At 68.5% G+C, this 18,543-nt stretch carries 13 protein-coding genes and 4 pseudogenes; 11 read left to right on the forward strand and 6 right to left on the reverse strand.

Features of this window, described 5'->3' with window-relative positions:
• Positions 1-344: 344 nt before the first annotated feature.
• A pseudogene (locus AC068A_RS16350) lies at positions 345-611 on the reverse strand (transposase); the annotation flags it as partial.
• 524 nt (positions 612-1,135) lie between these two features.
• Here AC068A_RS16350 and AC068A_RS16355 point away from each other — a divergent pair.
• A pseudogene (locus AC068A_RS16355) lies at positions 1,136-1,219 on the forward strand (IS5/IS1182 family transposase); the annotation flags it as partial.
• Between the two features lie 178 nt (positions 1,220-1,397).
• Here AC068A_RS16355 and AC068A_RS16360 read toward each other — a convergent pair.
• Entirely contained in the window at positions 1,398-1,700 is a 303-nt protein-coding gene (locus AC068A_RS16360) for a hypothetical protein (RefSeq protein ID WP_478585402.1), read from the reverse strand.
• 401 nt (positions 1,701-2,101) lie between these two features.
• Positions 2,102-2,689, reverse strand: a pseudogene (locus AC068A_RS16365) (reverse transcriptase N-terminal domain-containing protein); the annotation flags it as partial.
• A gap of 1,242 nt (positions 2,690-3,931) precedes the next feature.
• Here AC068A_RS16365 and AC068A_RS16370 point away from each other — a divergent pair.
• The 7 genes from AC068A_RS16370 (at position 3,932) to AC068A_RS16400 (ending at position 10,592) form a co-directional block, all read left to right on the forward strand.
• Positions 3,932-5,278 (forward strand): phenylacetate--CoA ligase family protein, encoded by a 1,347-nt coding sequence (locus tag AC068A_RS16370; protein ID WP_478585404.1) that lies wholly within the window; start codon positions 3,932-3,934, stop codon positions 5,276-5,278.
• A 7-nt stretch (positions 5,279-5,285) separates the two neighbouring features.
• Entirely contained in the window at positions 5,286-6,368 is a 1,083-nt protein-coding gene (locus AC068A_RS16375; protein WP_478585406.1) for a Gfo/Idh/MocA family oxidoreductase, read from the forward strand.
• Positions 6,365-7,606 (forward strand): hypothetical protein, encoded by a 1,242-nt coding sequence (locus AC068A_RS16380; RefSeq protein ID WP_478585408.1) that lies wholly within the window; start codon positions 6,365-6,367, stop codon positions 7,604-7,606. Before AC068A_RS16375 ends, AC068A_RS16380 begins: the two co-directional genes overlap by 4 nt.
• 49 nt (positions 7,607-7,655) lie before the next feature.
• Positions 7,656-8,522, forward strand: coding sequence for a phytanoyl-CoA dioxygenase family protein (locus AC068A_RS16385; RefSeq protein ID WP_478585410.1), 867 nt, complete (start codon positions 7,656-7,658; stop codon positions 8,520-8,522).
• Positions 8,523-8,590: 68 nt separating this feature from the next.
• A complete protein-coding gene (locus AC068A_RS16390; protein ID WP_478585668.1) occupies positions 8,591-9,193 on the forward strand; it encodes an ABC transporter ATP-binding protein in 603 nt (200 codons plus the stop codon).
• Positions 9,169-9,897, forward strand: coding sequence for a hypothetical protein (locus AC068A_RS16395; protein WP_478585412.1), 729 nt, complete (start codon positions 9,169-9,171; stop codon positions 9,895-9,897). Before AC068A_RS16390 ends, AC068A_RS16395 begins: the two co-directional genes overlap by 25 nt.
• Positions 9,894-10,592 (forward strand): hypothetical protein, encoded by a 699-nt coding sequence (locus AC068A_RS16400; protein ID WP_478585413.1) that lies wholly within the window; start codon positions 9,894-9,896, stop codon positions 10,590-10,592. The genes AC068A_RS16395 and AC068A_RS16400 overlap by 4 nt, the downstream gene beginning before the upstream one ends.
• Here AC068A_RS16400 and AC068A_RS16405 read toward each other — a convergent pair.
• Positions 10,582-12,453, reverse strand: coding sequence for an AfsR/SARP family transcriptional regulator (locus AC068A_RS16405; protein ID WP_478585415.1), 1,872 nt, complete (start codon positions 12,451-12,453; stop codon positions 10,582-10,584). The genes AC068A_RS16400 and AC068A_RS16405 overlap by 11 nt on opposite strands.
• A 100-nt stretch (positions 12,454-12,553) precedes the next feature.
• Between AC068A_RS16405 and AC068A_RS16410 the strand changes: the two genes are divergently transcribed.
• Positions 12,554-13,552 carry a GlxA family transcriptional regulator gene (locus AC068A_RS16410; protein ID WP_478585417.1) on the forward strand — a complete coding sequence of 333 codons (999 nt, stop codon included), beginning with the start codon at positions 12,554-12,556 and terminating at the stop codon, positions 13,550-13,552.
• A gap of 1,300 nt (positions 13,553-14,852) precedes the next feature.
• On the opposite strand, the gene AC068A_RS16415 is transcribed toward AC068A_RS16410, so the two are convergent.
• Positions 14,853-16,259: an IS1380 family transposase gene (locus tag AC068A_RS16415; RefSeq protein ID WP_478585419.1), complete on the reverse strand. Its 1,407-nt coding sequence runs from the start codon at positions 16,257-16,259 to the stop codon at positions 14,853-14,855.
• A 275-nt stretch (positions 16,260-16,534) separates the two neighbouring features.
• On the opposite strand from AC068A_RS16415, the pseudogene AC068A_RS16420 reads away from it, so the two are divergent.
• Positions 16,535-17,572: pseudogene (locus AC068A_RS16420) on the forward strand (IS256 family transposase); the annotation flags it as partial.
• Between the two features lie 77 nt (positions 17,573-17,649).
• Positions 17,650-17,886, forward strand: a complete 237-nt coding sequence (locus AC068A_RS16425) for a TetR-like C-terminal domain-containing protein (protein ID WP_478585670.1) — start codon at positions 17,650-17,652, stop codon at positions 17,884-17,886.
• A 94-nt stretch (positions 17,887-17,980) separates the two neighbouring features.
• Here the strand turns inward: AC068A_RS16425 and AC068A_RS16430 are convergent, their stop codons facing one another.
• Complete coding sequence (locus tag AC068A_RS16430; RefSeq protein WP_478585421.1) at positions 17,981-18,517, reverse strand: putative immunity protein; 537 nt, start codon at positions 18,515-18,517, stop codon at positions 17,981-17,983.
• Positions 18,518-18,543 lie beyond the last annotated feature (26 nt).

Consider the following 18,543-nt stretch of genomic DNA (forward strand, 5'->3'; position numbering starts at 1 on the left):
GAACTCCTCGGCATGCCCACCCACGAGACGTCCGTCAACATCACCCGCAGCCGCCTCGGACGCCTCACCCGCCAAGGCTTCCTCACCCAACCCGAACGCGGCCGCTACCAGAAACGGACTTAACGTCCACTCAGAGCCGAGGAGTTGCTGGGGCGCCGAGATCAAGCGGCGGTGAGCCAGTCCCGGTAAGCGTGGGCGAGGTCGTCGTCGCGGCGTGTGCCGCGTTCGATGCAGGAGATCACCGCCGGCCAGACGCCGAAGTGTCTGGCGACGGCAGTGAGGGTGATGTTCTTGGGCTGGCGTGCGGGCCGCAGGTCGGCGATCTCCGGGACGGCGACGGTCGTGGTCAGGTAGCGGAACATTTCCCGGGCGATGGCCCGTTTGAGGAGCCGGATGATCTCCTTCTTGGTCCGATCGGCTGACCCGGTCTGCCGGGCCACGTAGTCCGGGGTGCGGTTGTCGCTGGACATGCGGACGAGTGCTATCCGGTAGAGGGCCGCGTTGGCTGCGCGGTCGCCACCGCGTGAGAGGCGGTGACGGTTGGTCTTGCCGCAGGAGGCAGGGACGGGCGCGCCGCCGCATAGGGCTGCGAAGGATGCCTCGGTTCGAAGTACGCCGACAACAGGCGTAGACGCGGTCCCACGCGGGGAAGTCAGCGGGCATCGATCGCCAGGAGACACCGCCCGCGACCAGGTAGCGGAGCGTCGATCATCTGCCGGTGGCAATAGCCCTCCGGCTGCCCGCCCCGGCCTCCAGCCATCCCGGAACCGGCAAAGCGGCACGGACCTCGGCCCATTCTGCGTCCGTCATGTCCGAGGGATAACGGGGCTCCCGGCCCGGACGATCGCCTGCGTTCTCGTACATGTGAGCGAGACAGTCACACGGCCGGGAAGACGCGTTGAACGAAGCGGTGGCCAGCACGAAAGACTGCCGCACCAAGGTCTCCTGACGCTCGGATGGATTCGACACCCATGAGCTGTTCGGGAGGCCCTGCCTTCATGCCCAGAGCACCGGAAGATCACCCGGCCGAACAACCACACCCGAACTCACGCCCACCATGATCGATAGAACAACGGCCTCTGAATAGCCCACTTCACCGGCTGAGCCCTCGCATACTTCGTGCGCTGGTGGGCAGTTGCTCCGCGGGGGCGCGGGCACGCCAGGCCGGGGCCGACCGTGGAGGCTACCACTGGAGGACCAGATACTACTGGTGGCTGCGTAGTGGCGGACGAATCTCACGCCCCGCGTCATCAGCAGTCCGTCGACGCCTCCGGGCAGGTGAGACAGTGCCGCAGAACAAGGCAAGGCCCTGAGCGGTGTCCCCACCCAGGGCCTGCCTGTATTCGTCACTCAGCCGAACCCGCGGGTCGGCAGCACGTGCCCCGAACCCCGCGGGGTCAGCGCCCCTCGGTACCCGAGCTGACGACCCAGTAGACGCCGCAGTCGCCGCCGAAGGCCCAACGCCCACGACCCACCCAGGCACCGTAGATCGTCTTCCCGTTACTGCACTTGGTGACAGCACGGGCCTGACCGCTGTTGACGGTGCAGCTCGCCGTCCACTTGTTTGGCTTGCTGGTCCAGTTGGTGCACGTGTGGGAGCCAGCGGCAGACGCGGGCGTGGCAACGGCCAGACCTCCGAGGAGGAACGACGCACTGGCGGTCAGCACTGCAGCACGGCGCAGCATGGTGGTCTTCAACATGTATCCCCCAGAATGCCCTGATGGGCAGCTAACAATGGCCATAAAACACCCCGAAGGGGTTTTCATGATCACCTTACAGTGCGAGAAGGGCGCCTCGTCGCACTCGAGAACCCCGACTTTCATATGCCCGTCAACCACCCTGGAAGAGAGTGCTGGTGTTCTGGCCGAAGCGCGGCACGTCTTCCACACCGACGTCCAGGCACTACGAGGACGCCCGCGGGCACTGCATGACCGCCCTGGCCGCCGCCCGGGCCGCGCAGGAAACACCGCCTTGGAGGGAAACTCGCTCTGCTTCCTCGCCTACCTGGAAATGGGCGACCGGCGGCAGCCTCGGAATCCAGCTCGCCGCCGCCGCCGTCAAAGCGCCAGCGCCTGACACGTCCGCGGCCGGGCGCTGCTGGCCGACCGGCTGGCCTGGCCCGCGAAGCCGAGAAGATCGCTTGAATCGCGTCCTGGCAACCCCGGCCCGGTCTGAACCCGTAGGACTTGGGTTCGAACCGGGCCTCCCACTCGGGTTCCAGCGCGTTGACCGTCCTGGCTTGCAGGACGCGGTCAACGATCACGGGAATCCCGAGGGGACGCCGCTTTCCGTTGCTCTTGGGAATGTACACGCGCCGGGCGGGCCTGGGCTTCCACGGGGCGGAGCGGTGCTGGACCCAGGTGGCCAACTCGGCCTTACCCGGGGCCGTGAGCACGACCCGCCCGTCGATGCCCGCCGTCCGGCGACCGGCGTTGATCTGCGTGACCCGCCGCACGCTCACGAGCGTGTTGCTGCGGCTGCGGAGCATCAGTTTCTGCAGGTTGCGGACCTTCTTCAGGTCCCCAGCCTGCGACGCCGCGAAGATGCGCTGGCGTAGACGACGTACGTTCTCCTCGGCGGCGGCCCAGTCGACCTCGTGCCAGTTGAGGAGTTCGCCCTCCGGTTCGTTCACCGTGTCGCTTCGCGATACGGCGTCCAACGTGCCCTTCGGTTCTGCTGTCCTTGCCATCGTCCTCTTTCACAGGCTCACCTGACCCACGTCAGCACCCTTTCGGGTCAGGCCACTGGGGCCCTGTCCGGCCAGTTATGCGAGACGACAGGCTGGAGGAGCCAGCTTCACCGTCCCGGTTTCCTGCTGCCTTTCGGCCACCGGCATTCGCTTCTTGGGTCATCCTGTTCCCGCCGGGGAGTTGAGCGTTCCTCACGGTCGGCCTACCCGGCACACGGCCGGGACCCTTGCGGGGTTTCCACGTTCTGCATGAGCGAGATGCGAGCGGGGTGGGTGCCCTCTCTACCCCGGGACGGCGGTGTCCTCCCGGCTGACTGCTTCTCTCCAGCCGGCGCCTGCCGCTTCTCTGCGGCCAGTCCTGTACCCCGCTGAAACATCCCATCGGCGAGGTTCGAAGTTACGAGGCATAGCCAAGGGTTCATTCGCATTCACCCGTCCGCTCTTCCCCTTGCCTGTAGCCCCCGGATGGAACGGGAGCCCTTGGGCTTTTCCCCCGGGCTTCGCACCCTCCCGTAACCAGGAACGCACGCCGGGGCGGAGACAGGCCCTGGACACTGGCCTGGAACTACACCTTGCTCAACGGAACCTCCTCATTGGTGAGTTCACTCAGCTCAAGCAGCCTCGTGTCGCACGAAGCACTCCTCGGTCGCCCAGGGAGCTCCAACCACCCTGATCAGCTCGTCGAGGGTGGTTCCGGCGGGTGCGTAGGCGCGCGAGCTGCCCACGGTGACCTACCACGCCGACACCCCGCCACCCCTGGCACCGGCGCACCGCCCGGGGATCGGCACCGTCCCGAAACGCCGCCTGCACGCCGGCCGCGGCCACGTCGTCCAGGACGGCATCGCCCACCAGGCGAAGGTACTGCCCCTCACCGACGGTGAAGCTGCCGCACGAGCCACCGACCGTTCTGATCAGATCCCCGGACACACCACGGGCTTCGGGCCCGGGGCCGTCCGCGCTGACAGCAGCCGGCTTTGGCGGGGGTGTGTATCGCCTGCGGAACCCGCGCAGATCGATCACGGATCGGCGGGGGCGATGCTTCTGCACGTCGAGGGAGAACGCCCCCTCGATGAGCCGGAGGAGGTGAATTCGATGACCATCACCCTGAAGGAGGCCGCCTGAGTCGGCGTTGAGGCAGGTGCGGGCTCTTTGCTCGAAGGCCCGCACCTGGCCCGCCTCCGGGGCACTGCCGTTCGGCGAGCCTCCCCCTCCGTACCCGGTGTCGAGAACGACGGAGAGACGATGACTGGTCACCACTGGTGGCACAACGCCAGCTTGCGTACTGCTGCGGCAGTGGGTGAAGGGTGGCGGCTGTTTCAGACGGTGTATCTGCCCGGCGAGTACGACCGGGAGGCGATGGAGGAAGTCCGTCGCGAAAGGCTCGCCGACGCCCTCCGCCGCGCCGCCCGTACCTCTTACTTCGCCCCGTACCTGGCGGACACGCGGATTCTGCCGGAGCAGGCAGAGTCTGTTCTGGCCGGCCTGCCGGTCCTGGAGAAGGACGTGTTGCGCCACTCGCCCCAGGCGGTCACGACCGGACTGGTCGATGCCTGGGACGAGTTGCGGGTACACACCTCGGGCACGACCGGGGATCCGGTGTGGATCACCCACGACGACTCTCGGCTCACCGAATCGGCGGCCACCAACCTGCGCTTTCTCGCAGCCTACGGGCTGAGTCCCGGACTCCGCATCATCCGCGCCACCGCCGACCCGGCCCACGCGCCGGTGGCCTTCGAGACGATGCACTACCTGGGCGGCGCCCTGGTGCTGCGCATCAACGTGTCGTCCCTCTCCTCGCGGGACACCCGCCATCTGGAACGCCTGTGCGCCGACTTCAAGCCCGACATCCTGTGGGGACAGCCGCTCGAGGTGCTGCTCGCGGCGTTGCGGCAGAGCGAGGGAACACTGCGTCTTCCGCGGTTGTCGGCGGTCTTCACCCATGGCGACAGCTTCGACGCCCGTACCCGCGAGACGATCACCCAGGTCTTCGGCTGCCCGCACTACGACCAGTACGGACTGCAGGAGTTCGGCAGGGTGGGATGGGAGTGCCCGCAGAGCCTCGGCACCTACCACGTGGAGGAGGAGCGGCTCGCGGTCTCGGTCGACGACGACTCCCAGATCCTGATCAGCTCCCTGACGAACCGCGCGATGTCACTGCTGCGCTACCGCCCCGGTGACGGGGTGATGCTGCTGCGCGAGCCGTGCCCCTGCGGGCGTCCGCATGCCCGGATGACCGGCCTCGTCGGCCGCAAGCGCGCATTGATCGCGGACGCCGATGGCACTCTGGTCAACATCAAACCGGTGCGTGCCGTCCTGGACCGCACGCCGCTGCACCGATGGCAGGTACGCCAGGAGGAGGCCGGCCGGCTGGAGGTGCTGATCGTTCCCATCGACCCGGCGGACGGGGCACGTACCGCTGAGGAGCTGCGCGTCGCGCTGAGCCGGGTGGTGCGGCTGGACGAGCTGACCGTGCGCCCCGTGGAACTCGTCGAACTGGCGACGGCCACCGGCAAGGCACCGCAGTTCCGCCTGTTCACCACGCAGCACACGCTGAGCGACGCGCTCGCTCAGGGAACCTTCCCCAGGTGAAGCGGGGATGAGAGTCGCGATCATCGGCGTCGGAAGGATCGGTGGCCTCCACGCCGGGAACCTGCGTGCGTCCTGCCACCGGACGGTCACCGTCGACCGCCGACCTGAAGCAGACTTCCGGGACGTCCGCGAGGTTCCGGATGCACTGGTGGCCAAGATCGATGCCTGGGTCGTCTCGACGCCGACCCGCCTGCATCTGCGGACGCTCCGGCAGATCCTCACCCGTGCCCCCGCAGCGCGGGTCCTGCTGGAGAAACCGGCCGTGATCCCATCGGAACTCGCCGCCCTCACCCGGACGCTGGACGAACACCCCGACGCCCGCGTCGTGGTCAACAACGTCTACGCCAACAGCTCCGCCGTCCACCGCCTGGCCGGGACCGTACGCCATCTGAGCGCGTCCGATCCCATACGGCGGATCACCATCGAGTTCACCAAGAACCGGCTGTCCGACGTCGTCGCGGGCCGGTTCGTGGACACCGACTACGGAGAAGTCGGCTACGAGTGGTTCCACATGCTGGCGATCCTGCGGGAACTGCTCCGCCCCGAGGACTACCGAGCCTATCTGGCCACGCCCCGTCCGGGCATCACGCACGAGGTGCGGGTCAGCACCAGCGGGCAAGGACTCCCCGACATCGAACTGTACTCGTCCATGCGCGGCCGGGTGGGCTTCCCCCAACTCGCCGGTCCCTTCTTCGCCTCGGCGGCCGTGCGGCACGAGATCGCGACGGGGGACATCGGGTACGGGGCCGACCTGCGCTACCGCTTCGCCGACGTCGAACTGGCTTCGGGCACACGGTGCTGCCTGGTGTACGAGCCGTACTACGCGGTCCTGGACGCCTACAAGAACACGCATGCCGTGGTGACCTCCACGACCAGCGGCCTGGACGTCACCACAGTGGCCGAGAACCAGCTCGCGACCGCGCTCATGGCCCAACTGCGCGCCCTGACTGCGGCAAACGGCGGGACAAGCCGACTCTACCGGGTGGAACACGCCCATATGGCCAGGCTGGCCGCACATCTCGGCCCGTACGAGGCGAGCCCGCCGCACCGGGCGGGACTCGCAGAAGAGAGGAATCAAGTAACAACATGACCATGATGCTGGATTCGGACTTCTCCACGCTGCTGCGGCTCACCCCCGACCTCTTGTTCGAACTGGCCGACGAGACCACGGGGATGGAGACACATAACGAGCATGTCCGCCGCGCGCTCCGGGACGACGCCGAGGCACGCGAACTGTTCGCCACGGCCTGCTGCTTCGAGACCGCCTACGGCGAGAGCTGGATACACCAACAGGGGAAGAGCTCGCCCTACCTGTCGCTGGAGCTCGCCGCAACCGCGCTCGACATCACGGACTACCGTTCTCTGCTGGCCCGGATCGTGCTGTCGACATCGACCGCGCTGCCCTACGACTACCGGGCCCTGGCCGCCGAGCGGCTGCTGTCGACCGGAGCCGAGGCCCACCGCGATCAGCTGGAGGAGGCTGCCGCCGAGGCGGTGACCCCGCACATGCGGGACCTGCGAACCAAGACCCGGATCCGCACCGACGGCATCGACCACCTCTTCGACATTCCCGGCCGCGTGGAGCAGCGCCTCGCCCTGCTGGCCGGCGCCGCCGAGCTGAAGACCCGCGAGAGCCGCTCCCTGCTCGCGGCCCGGATCCTGGCGGGCGGTCCGCGCGCGGGCGGCAACCGCCCCGGGACCGCGACGCCGTCCCATCTGAGCGCGCGAGCCGAGCGGCTCATCGCCGAGGACGCCGGCTGCGCCATGGTCGACGCGCGGGACTACCTGGTGCCCTGGGACCAGGAGTTCCCGCCCGGTGACGCACAGGGCACCGCCCTGACGCTCGCCGAACTGCTCCGCGTCACCCTGCTCTGCCCGGAGTTCAAGCTTCCCGACGCGACGGTCAGGCCGTCACTGATCGCCTTCTACCGCTCCGTCCTGAGGATCTCGGGCAGGTCGATCATCGGCCTCGGCGCCGGTGTGTTCCATGTCGAGCATGGCACGGCGGCCTTCCCGTCCTACTTCTATCTGGGCCGCGACGCCGTCCTGGGCAAGGGGTGCATCGTGGACTGTGTCGGCGGCGCGGTGATCCAGCGCGGCAGCTTTCTCGGCGGCGGCTTCATGCCCATCCTCATCCATACCCACAAGCACGTACGCCTGCAGGGGGAGCCTGGGGTGGCCGAGCGCAAGCAGGTGCTGCCGTGCGTCTTCGTGGCCGAGGCGGGTACGCGGCTGCCCATGTCAGCCGTCGGTCTGTTCGAGACGGCCGACCACCTGGACACGGGAGTCACGCCGTTCGCCGGCATCCGCGCACTGCCGCTGGACTGACAGCCATCAAAATCCTGCGCGCCCATCCGACACACCTTTGGAAGACGACGTGACTGCACCGATCCCCGCTCCCCCCGGATTCACCCGCGACGAGTGGGAGACCTTCGAACGCGACGGCATACTGATCCTCGAGGACGTCCTCAGCCCCTCCGAGATCACCGCACTGCGCGACATCGTCGACGCCCACGCCGCCAAGGCGCGCCAGGGAAACATCGTCGCACTGGACGGACGGTTCGTGCCGCTGATCGACCACCCCCGGCACATCGGCCGTATGTTCGATGTCTACGGTGACATGCTGAAACTTCTGTCCAGCGAGTTCTTCCGACGCGAACCCGACCAGGTCAACCGGAACAACTGGCACTTCGACGGCCCCCGTTTGCTGCCGTTCAGCGTGTTCGGCGATCGCGTGCCCCTGCGCATCAAGGTGGGGTACTGGCTCACACCGCTGCCCGAAAAGGAGATGGGCAACCTCGTCTACATCCCGGGCAGTCACCGCTGGGACCACCTGCCGCAATATCACACCCACGAGCCACACCCGCAGGAGAAGCACCTGACCGTCGGGGCCGGTGCCATGACGCTCATGTGGAGCGGGCTGTGGCACCGCGTCGACATCAATCACAGCCGGACCACCCGCCGAAATGTCTTCCTGGAATACGGCCCGTCCTGGCTGGTCGCCAGCGACCGGGTCCTCACCGACCCGGCGTGGGCCGCCGGGCTACCCCGGGAGCGCCGCATCATCCTGCGGGCGTACGACGACCAGAACCGGTGCGTCAAACCCCCGGCGGAGGACGTCCCGCTCTACACGGACCGAGCCGGAGAGACCGCCCCGGACCTGGAGGGCATCCGCTTCGCCGATCACGTACCGCTCGAACTGCGCAGGCGCACCACTTGGGTGGAACGGCAGGACCAGGCGTGAGCCCGCTGCTGGAGCTGGCGGACCTGTGGTACACCTACCCCCACGCCGCCGGGCCGGCCCCCGTCGCGATGTTGCGGGGAGTGCGGGCCGAGGTCCACGAGACGGAGACGCTGGGCATCGTCGGTGGCAACGGATCGGGCAAGAGCACCCTGCTGAAGATCCTCGCCACCCTGCTGCGTCCGACCGCCGGCGAACTGCGCTACCGGGGCAAGCCGATCGGATCCGTCCCGACCGCTTACCGAGCCGCCGTCAACTACTCGGCCGGTGCCCCGCTGGGCTTCTACCCCCGACTGACCGCCGCGGAGAACCTCCGCTTCTTCTCGGGCCTCAAGGGCAGGACGCTCACCCCTCATCACGCGGGCGGACTGCTGGATCGAGTCGGGCTCGCGGACCAGGCGGACGTCCTCTACGCCAGGTTCTCCCTCGGCATGCGCCAGCGCCTGCACCTGGCCCGACTACTGCTGGAGCCCTCGGCCCTGTGGATCGTCGACGAGCCCACCAACGGCCTCGACGCCGACGGGGTGCGTCTGCTGGAGGGCCTCCTGCGGGACGCCCCGGACCGGACCAAGGTGATCGTCAGCCACGACCGGGAGTTCCTGCACCGAATCGGTGCCCGCACCCTCGAACTGAAGGAGGGCCAGATCACATGCTGCGCTTCGCCCTCCTCCTGATCCGAGTGCAGTGGATCGACCGCCGTGCCACCTCCTCGTTCCTCATCGGCATCACCCTGCAGACAGCGATGCTCACCCTCGCGCTGATCCACCGGGCGACCGGGCCTGAGCACGCACTGGTCCTGGCGTGCCGGGCGGCCCTGCTCACGTGCGTGACCATCGTCCTGCTGTCCGCGATGTCCAGCGTCCAGAACGAATTCCGCTACGGCACCATGGAGAACGTCCTGCTCGGAGAGGTCTCCTTCGTCCGGCTGTTGGGTATCCGAGCAGGCGCCTGCGCGGTCGTGATGTCCCCGGCGCTCTGCGTGCCGTTCGCCGGCGCGGCGGTGGCCTTTCGCTCGGTGCTCGGACCGAGGACGCTGCTCCTCCTGGCCATGCTCTACCTCTGCCTGGCCGCGATCTGCTACCAATGCACCCTGCTGCTCTGCCAGTTCGCCAGTCCGTCAGCCGCCGTACCCTGGTTCCGGCTGGCGCTGCTCGCCGTGGGCCTGTCGGTGGTCCCCTTCCCGATGGCGGAGCAGGTGGCCCGGCTGCTGCCGACGGGCTGGATCATCGCATGCGCGTCGGGTATGCGGGCCGTCGTCGCACTGCCGATGTTCCTGGCGACCGTATCCCTGTGGACCTGCGCGGTGTGGCTGGCGTGCCGCGGCCGGCTGCACCGAAGCATCGAGCGCAACCTCGTCGACGGGCGGGCGGCGCTGTGAACACCCGCAGTCTGGCCCGCCTGCTGCTCATCAGCCGGGTACGGCAGGAGGGCACCTCCCAGTTCCTGCTCAGAGTCGTCCCCTTGAGCCTGCTCAACGTCCTTCTGCTCTTCGCGATCTTCACCACCGCGGAAGGCCACGGGCTCGACCTCACCACCCTGACCTTGCAGTACGGCTACTTCGTACCGCTGACCGCATTGTCAGCCGCAGTCGGCATGTGGGAGGTGGAGCTCATGGCCGGCGTCGCTGAGGAGTTCCTGCTGCGTCCCTCCCGCGGGCTGTCGGTGCGGCTGCTGACAAGCCCGGTGGAGGCGCTGCCCCCCTTCGCACTCTTCGTCGTGCTGATCCTCCTCGCCCCTCTGCCCCCTGCCCAGCGTCTGGGCCACTTGGCGACGGCGACCGGGATGCTGGTGGCCTTCCTCCTACTCGGCACCGTCCTCGGCTACTGCTTCGGCTTCCGGCACGAGAAGGCGGTCAACAACTTCCTGGCATCGCTCACCTGGGTCCTCGGCTTCGGTCCCGGCCCCTTCTTCGGCGCACAGACCAACAGCCTGGCCCGCCTCTTCCCGGGAGGATGCTCAATGTACGGCGACTTCGCCGCGGAATGGGGGAAGCTCGCCGCGGTGGCGCTCGTGGCCTTCGCCCTGCTGCGGTGGGGGAGCAAGCCGCGCCGGCAGCGTGCCTTCACGCGATGACGGACCGGGGGGCGGTCGTGGGCGGCAGGACACGGGCGAAGGCCCGGACGAGCGGGTGGAACCGATAGTCGTCCGGTGACGCCGACTCCAGCAGCGTCGCGTCCACCAAGGACTCCAGCAGCGCATGCGTCTCCTCGCGGGTAAGCGAAAGAGCCGTCGCGGCGTCCCCCAGCCGGATCCGCGGCGAGTCGAGCGAGGCCAGCCGGCGCAGCGTGTCGTCCTGCCGCTTGTCCAGAAGATGGCGACCGCGCGCGAACGACGCGGTCACCGTCGCGGGGCCGCACCTCAATTCGCTCATGCGCAGCCGCTCGTCCGCCAGCCGGTCCGCCAGGTCCGCCACCTCCCAGGCCGGCCGCGCCGCAAGCCGGGAACCAGCGATCCGCACCGCCAGCGGCAGATTCCCGCACGCCGTCACCAGCCGCCGCGCGGCCTGCGGCTTCCGAGCTAGGCGTTCCTCGCCGATGATCCGCCTCAGCAGTCCACAGGACTCCTCGGCGTCGAACACACCCAGCGAAACGTGCCGGACCACCGCCAGACCCGTCAGATGGGACCGCCGGCTGGTGACCACCACCGCACATCGCGCCGAGCCCGGCAGCAGCGGCTCAACCTGAGCGGCATCCCGCGCGTCGTCGAGAACGAGCAAGACCGCCCGCTCCTCCAACACGCTCCGGAACAGCCGTGCCCGCTCCTCGCACCCGGACGGGACCGCGTGTTCCGGTATCCCGAGCGCCATCAGAAAACCGCCCAGCGCCTCTCGCGGATCAAGGGCTTCATCCGTGCTGCCCCGCAGATCGACATGGAGGTTGCCGCCAGGAAAGCGGCCCTTGACGCGATGGGCCACCCGCACGGCCAGGGTGCTCTTGCCGACGCCGGCCATCCCGCACACCGAGATGACAGGCAAGGCGTGCAGTGGCCCTTCGGTCAAGGTTCCGCACAGCTCCGCGACCAGATCCGCGCGTCCGGTGAAGTCACAGATATCGGGTGCCAATTGAGCGGGCCGCACCGAGCCACCGAGACCGAGGCACGACGACTCCCGCTCCATCGCCCCACCCTCCCGCGCGAGTTCCGCAAGAGAGTCCGGGAGGTGCGGCGCGGCCAGCGTCCGGTCGTCGGCCAGGACCCGCTCATGCAGGGCACGCAGTTGCTGCCCGGGCTCGATGCCCAGCTCCTCACCCAGGACCCGGCGTGCCCGTGCGAACACCGACAGCGCCTCGGCCTGGCGCCCCGAGGCGTACAACGCACGCATGAGCGAGCCGTACGGGCCCTCCCGGAACGGGCACTGCTGAGTGAACGCGACGAGTTCCGGGATCACTCGGGCGTATCGCCCCAGTGAGAGGTCCACGGCCATCCGCTTCTCCTGGAGGATGAAGCGCAATTCGCCCAGCCGTTCGCGCTCGGTCTCGGCGAACGGACCCGGCACCCCAGCCAGGGAGTCTCCGTGCCACAGCGCCACCGACTGCTCCAGCAGCTGGGAGCATTCCTCGACACGACCCTCGCGCTGCGCCTGTGCCGCGCTGTTCGCCAAGTCCTGCACACGATGAGCATCGACGCACGCGGGGGGCACCTTCAGCCGGTAGCCGTCGCCCACGGACTCCAGCAGTTCAGCCCCGACCCGGCGCCGGATCTGCCAGACGTGCGTGCGTACGATCCGCACCGCGGATGCCGGTGCTGCATCGCCCCAGACGTCAGCGAGCAACCGGTCCAGACAGGTGACGGCCCCCCACCGGAGCAGCAAGGCGGCCAGCACTGCCTGCTGCTGAGGAGGTCCACTCGCGACCCGGCGTCCCCCGACCTCGATGCTCACGGCTCCCAGCACCCGGAACCGCACGGGCTCCACTGGGGCTTTGGTGATCTTGTTCATGGCCGCATCTTCAGCACCCGGCCGCTCCACGGACCACCCGGCCCGCACCCGAGGTCTGAAAACTTGGGATCCCAGTCCCTCTGCCATAGGCTCACGGCCCGTGAACACCCGTCGCGTGCTGATAGTCGGCTTCGACCAAGCGGAGTTGCTGGACATCGCTTGCGTGACGTCCACGCTTGACCACGCCAACATGCTGAACGCGACCCCTCCGTACGAGGTGAGCATGGCCACGCCGGGCGGCCGGGCCATCACCTGCTCCTCGGGGCTGGCCCTGGCGGCCCACATACCGCTGGAGCGCGCGCTCGGCCCGCTCGACACGCTGGTCGTCTCCGGCGGCCCCGGGGCCGAGGCTGCGGCGAACAGCCGCCTGGTGGTGGGACATGTCCGCCGCCTGGCGGCCGAGAGCCGCCGGGTCGCCTCGGTCTGCACCGGAGCCTGCGTGCTGGCCGCCACCGGCCTGCTGGACGGAAGGCGCGCCACCACCCACTGGGACATCGCGACCCGGCTGGGGGCCCGGTACCCGCAGATCACCGTGGACCCCAAGCCCATCTACATCAACGACGGCAACGTCTACACATCGGCCGGTATCACCAGCGCACTGGACCTGACCCTCGCGCTGGTCGCGGAGGACCACGGAAGCGTCCTGGCCCGCAAGCTGGCCCGAAGGCTCGTCACCTACCTCCAACGCCCGGGTAACCAGGCCCAGATGAGCATGTTCGTGGCGCCCGCTCCCCAGCACGAATTGGTCCAGCAGGTCGTCGCCCGCGTGGCCGGGCGACTCGACGGCGACCTGACCACCACAAGACTGGCGAAAGACGCGGGCGTCAGCGAACGACACCTGACCCGACTGTTCGCCACCCACCTCGGCCTGACCCCCGGCCGCTACGTCCGCCAGGCCCGCACGGAAGCCGCCGCCCACCTCCTGACCTCCACTCGTCTGCCGCTCCACGCCGTGGCCAGACGCTGCGGCTTCGGCTCGGCGGAGACCCTCCGCCAGGCATTCGTCAGCCGCTACGGCATATCCCCATCCCGCTACAAGGCCACCCAGACCACCACCACGCACCCGGAAACCGACCCTGCGCCCGATCCGGGTCGGTGATGCGGTGGCCTGGCCTGGCCTGGCCTGGCCTGTGGCTGGTGGGGGTGTGTGCTACTGGATGCTCCAGCAGTGTGCGGGTGCTCGGGACCGTAGGGGCAGGCGAATACGTTGGCCTCACCCCAGCGGCCCGCGGTGACCTCCGTGGGGGTTGCGCACTGGTGGGTGGGCTGGTTGTGGCCCTCCAGCGGTTTCCAGCTGCCGCTGCCGCCCTCCCACCCCAGCTGTCGATGGTCAGCAGCAGATGCATCGGTGTTGTACAGGTCAGACACTGCATGGGGTAGGGGTCGATCGCGTGCCAGGAGACTAAGCCGCCCACGCGCCAGCCGGGCCGGATGGAGAGGTTGTACTGGTAGCCGAGCGGCTCATCAGCGCTTCTTCGGCCGACTGCTCGGCTTCCTCCTCGAGGGCTTCCTCCCAGGGCGTCGATCCGGGCGCACGGTTCCTCGGGCAATCGGCCGGCGAACGGGTAGGTGGCAACCTGCTCCGGATGCAGTACGCAGGGCTCGGGAACGAAGCCGTCGGACCCGGTGGCCAATGGCTGCGGCGGCGCGGTCAGCGCCTCGCCGACCTCCCACGACCGCCGCCGGCGCAGGTGCAGCTCCAGGTCGTACCGGCCCGGGCCGCGCGCGTTGAAGGGACACCAGAGCACCTGGAGCAGTGGGATCAGGCCCTGGGCCGGGCACCTCCGGCCTTCCGCTTCGAGGAGCGATCACAATCGAGAGGACGCCGGTCACGACCAGGCTCCCGATCATGACCAGGCACACTCCGATCATGAAGAGCCCGCTCGAGTCGTCCGACCAGTCGTAATAGGCGGCAACGGTCAGCCCGGCGGTAGTACCGAGCACGGCCGCCGCGGCGTACTCCCGGGAAGCCGCCCAGTACACCACCGCCAACAGCGTCAGCCCGAGCCCGATCACCTGCCACGCCTCGTAGGGACCGGTCTCCGAACCGTCAGGGTGCACGTCACGGTGCTGGTCCCAGCCCAGCCAGGCAGCCCATAGCGCCATCGCCACCACGGCCAGCAACGGGATCGACGACTGATGGAGAACAGGTCTCTGCAGTCCTTTGCGCATGGCCCCACTGTTCCGGCCTACCCGAACGTACATCAGAGCGCAGATACTCAGGTCGAACCGAGCGGAAGTGCCTAGCCTCGCTGTTTCGGTTGGGGTGATTGAGACGTCGATCTTGGTCAGGTGTCAGGTGTGCGGGGTGATTTCGCTGCTTGGGCATGGCGGAGTCCCGGCGCGGTGGTCGGGTTCTCCAAGGTCTTTCGGGTCGTGGGCGGTCAGGGGTTTGCTGGTCAGCCGGCGGGACGGGGCAGTGCGGCGAGGCGATGGAAAGCCGTGGCCAGTTCGTGTCTCCAGGGCCAGGTCGCTGATATCCGCAAGCGCAGACGCCGACCGCCGCGGGTGAGGCGGGCGGCGACGTGCAGCAGCCGGTAGCGGAGCTTCTTCGGCTCGGCAGTGGTGAGTTCGCCGTCGAGCAGCAGGACGCGCATCCAGGCCAGCAGGTCGATCGCCGCGAGGCTGAGTTCGAGCCAGGCGGCATTGACGCCGAAGTTGCGGGAAGGGAAGCGGCCGAAGCCGGTGGTCTTGCCGCACCGGATGTGGTCCTCGACGGTGGCATGCCCGCGGTGGCGGACCTCCAAAAACTGGGCGGAACCACCATTGGAGTAGGGGGTGTCGGTGAGGAACACCTGATGGCGCAGGCCCTCGTCCTGGTCGAACAGGGACAGCTGGGCTCCGGGGTGCGGCCGCTCGCGGCGCACGATGATGCGGGTGCCGGCCGGGTAGCCGGTCAGGTCGACCATGCCGGTCAGCTCGGCGACCTCAGCGCCGTCACGCAGTGTCCCGTCCTGGTCCAGGGCGGGATGCCAGAGACGGTCGGGCATGGCCCGGATAGCGCGGCGGACCGGCTCGGTGATGGCGTATCCGACCGAGAAGAAGCTTCGGACTCCTCGTTTATGCATGTCACGGACGTGAGCGAGGAAGGCTTTCGCGGATCCGGCGCTGTCGGTGCGGACGAGGATCGTGGTGCCGTGCCGGTGAGCGTCGGGGATCTGTGCGAGTGCCTGGTCGAGCACCGTGATGTGGTCGGCGGCGGTGTTGGCGCCGGCGTTCCCTGGCCGCAGCCGGCCGGACAGTGCCTCGCCGGTGTTGGCCAGGAAACACAGCAGCGGGTGGAACCCGAAGCCGCCCTTGTAGGTGGGTGCTGCCTGATCCTTCTCGGAGTGGCAGGCCACCAGCGTGGCGTCGGGGTCCAGGACCAGACCGGGCAGCAGGCGTCCCGCGGCTCGGGCCGCGGGTATGCCCTCACCGGTCTCGGTGGCCTGCAGCCAGGCGACCTCTCGGGCTTGGGCGCGGGCAGAGGCCAGCGCGGCGAGGGTCTTCTCGTCGATGTCGGCGAGCAGCCGCCAGGCTGTCGGTGTCGAGGCGACCGAGCCGAACACTTCGGCCTGGTCCCGCAGCACGGCCAGGTCCGCGATGGCCTCGCCGCCGTCGGCGAGCATCACCGCCAGGTCGGTGGTGATCCGGCCCGGGTCGTGTCCGGTCCCGCGTGGCCGCAGCGGCCTGAGAGCGGCGGAGTACGCGGCGGTCAGCCCGGTGGCGTCAGCGAGATCCGCCAGCAACCGTGCCCCGGCATGACCGATCACCCCCGAACCATCGGCACTGACATAAACCTTGGGACGCAACCCGATACCCTGCACGTAGAAAGTGCCCTCCGCCTGGACCGACAGAACCCCTCAGCAAGGTTCATCGTCCCAGGTCAGGAAGGCACTTTCGCGTTTCGCACCACAGCCAGCCGTCCCCAAGTGAAACGGCGAGGTTAGTTAGCAGTGATGCCCTGCGACTGTGCCGAGCCAGCGTCCGCTGGCGTTGCCGTCGGCCACTGCCGTCACCCCATGCAGGAGGCCCACCAGGCAATGCCTGGCGGGCCCCTCGTTCATCGTGGTGAACGTTGCTCACGGCCCTACGGCGCGTTCACTCAACTCGTGCGAAGACGGTGCTGACGGACGTCGGCCCGGTGGAGATATCCGTGCCCCGGGACCGGGACGGATCGTTCGAGCCGAAGATCGTCAAGAAGCGGCAGAAGCGCCTGACCGGCGTGGACGAGATGGTCATCTCCCTGTCCGCGAAGGGCCTGACCACCGGCGAGGTCCAGGCCCACCTGGCTGAGGTCTATGGCGCCGAGGTCTCCCGGCAGACGATTTCCACGATCACCGACAAGGTCATGGACGGCATGGCCGAGTGGCAGAACCGGCCGCTGGACGCCGTCTATCCGGTGGTCTTCATCGACGCGATCCACGTGAAGATCCGCGACGGCGCCGTCGCGAACCGGCCGGTCTACGTGGCCCTGGCCGTCACGACCGAAGGCCGGCGGGACATCCTGGGGCTGTGGGCCGGCGACGGCGGCGAGGGCGCCAAGCACTGGATGCACATCCTCACCGAGATCAAGAACCGCGGCGTGAACGACGTCCTCATGCTCGTCTGCGACGGACTGAAGGGCCTGCCCGACGCGGTCGAGACCGTCTGGCCCCGCACCACCGTCCAGACCTGCGTGGTCCACCTGCTGCGGAACTCCTTCCGCCATGCCGCCTGCCAGGACTGGGACAAAATCGCCAAGCTCCTCAAGCCCGTCTACACCGAGGCGACCGAGGAAGCCGCCCTGGAGCGGTTCGCCGAGTTCGTCGACGCCTGGGGCCGGAAGTATCCGGCGATCGTGCGCCTGTGGGAGAACGCCTGGGAGGAGTTCACCCCGTTCCTCCGGTTCGACACCGAGATCCGCCGCATCGTCTGCACCACCAACGCGATCGAGTCCGTGAACGCCAGGATCCGGCGGGCGGTCAAGGCCCGCGGACACTTCCCGAACGAGACCGCGGCGTTGAAGTGCGTCTACATGGCCATCATGTCCCTGGACCCCACCGGGAAGGGCTAGGCCCGCTGGACCATGCGCTGGAAGACCGCCCTGAACGCCTTCGACATCACCTTCGACGGCCGGCTCTCCTCAGCCCGCCAGTAACCCCAACCACCGGCGATACACCGTTCGATTGACAGACCCTCCTCTCGGACGCCGTACGCCTGCCTCGGCTCGCCGAAATCAAGCACGCCCTCTTCGACGACCGGTTCCGACGGGCGGAACCGGTCGTCACCCGAGCCATCGAGCGCGGCGAACTACCTGCGGAGACCGACCCCGCCGAACTCCTCAGAACCCTTGCCGCGCCGATCTACTTCCGGCTCGTGTGCACGGGCGAGCCCGTCGACGAGGCGACCGCGGACCGGGCTGCGCACGTTGCACTGGCCGCCGCACACGCCCGGGTACTGTCGGCGATGTGACCGCAGGCCTCCGCTCGCGGCGCCGACCCGCCATCGCTTCGCCAACCAGCCGGCGACGGTGCCCTCGCTCCCTCTTACACCCGGCTGTTGCTCCTCAGCGTGTACGAAGGCCAGCGTCCAGCAAGCGAACCAACTCGCCAACCCGTCCGCCGCCACTCGGCGCCACCGGGAAGCGTTTGAGCACGTCGATGACGACCGGTGTCGCGAGATGCAGCGTCTGAGCAAGGTGTGCGGCACCAACGCTCCGATCGTCGCCGGCGATGAGTTCGGCCGCTCTGGCCGCGTGAGCGCCGGCTCCCAGAACGTGCTTGACCTGGGTGGCCTTGGCCAACGGGTGCAGGTAGGCGGCGCCGGCCGCAGACATCGCTGCCCGAGCCGCCTCCCGCGCAGCCGCGGTGTCCGCACTTTTGGCTGCCTTCAGGGCCGCCCACGCTGTGTCGCGCAGAGCCTTCCCCCGCTCACCACCTCGAGCGAACTCCCACGCGGCGCCGATAGCCTCTCGAGGCCGCAAGTCGTCCGGCTGATCGCCCTCGAACACCTCGAGGACCACGTCCGCGCACGCTGCAGCGAACGCGGTGACCTCACGAAGATCTTCCTTACTCAGAGCGATCTCGCTCAATTCCCCTGTCATGACTCCATCCTCGACCATTGCGCTCA

It is taken from the genome of Streptomyces sp. NPDC043854 (genome assembly GCF_056436005.1).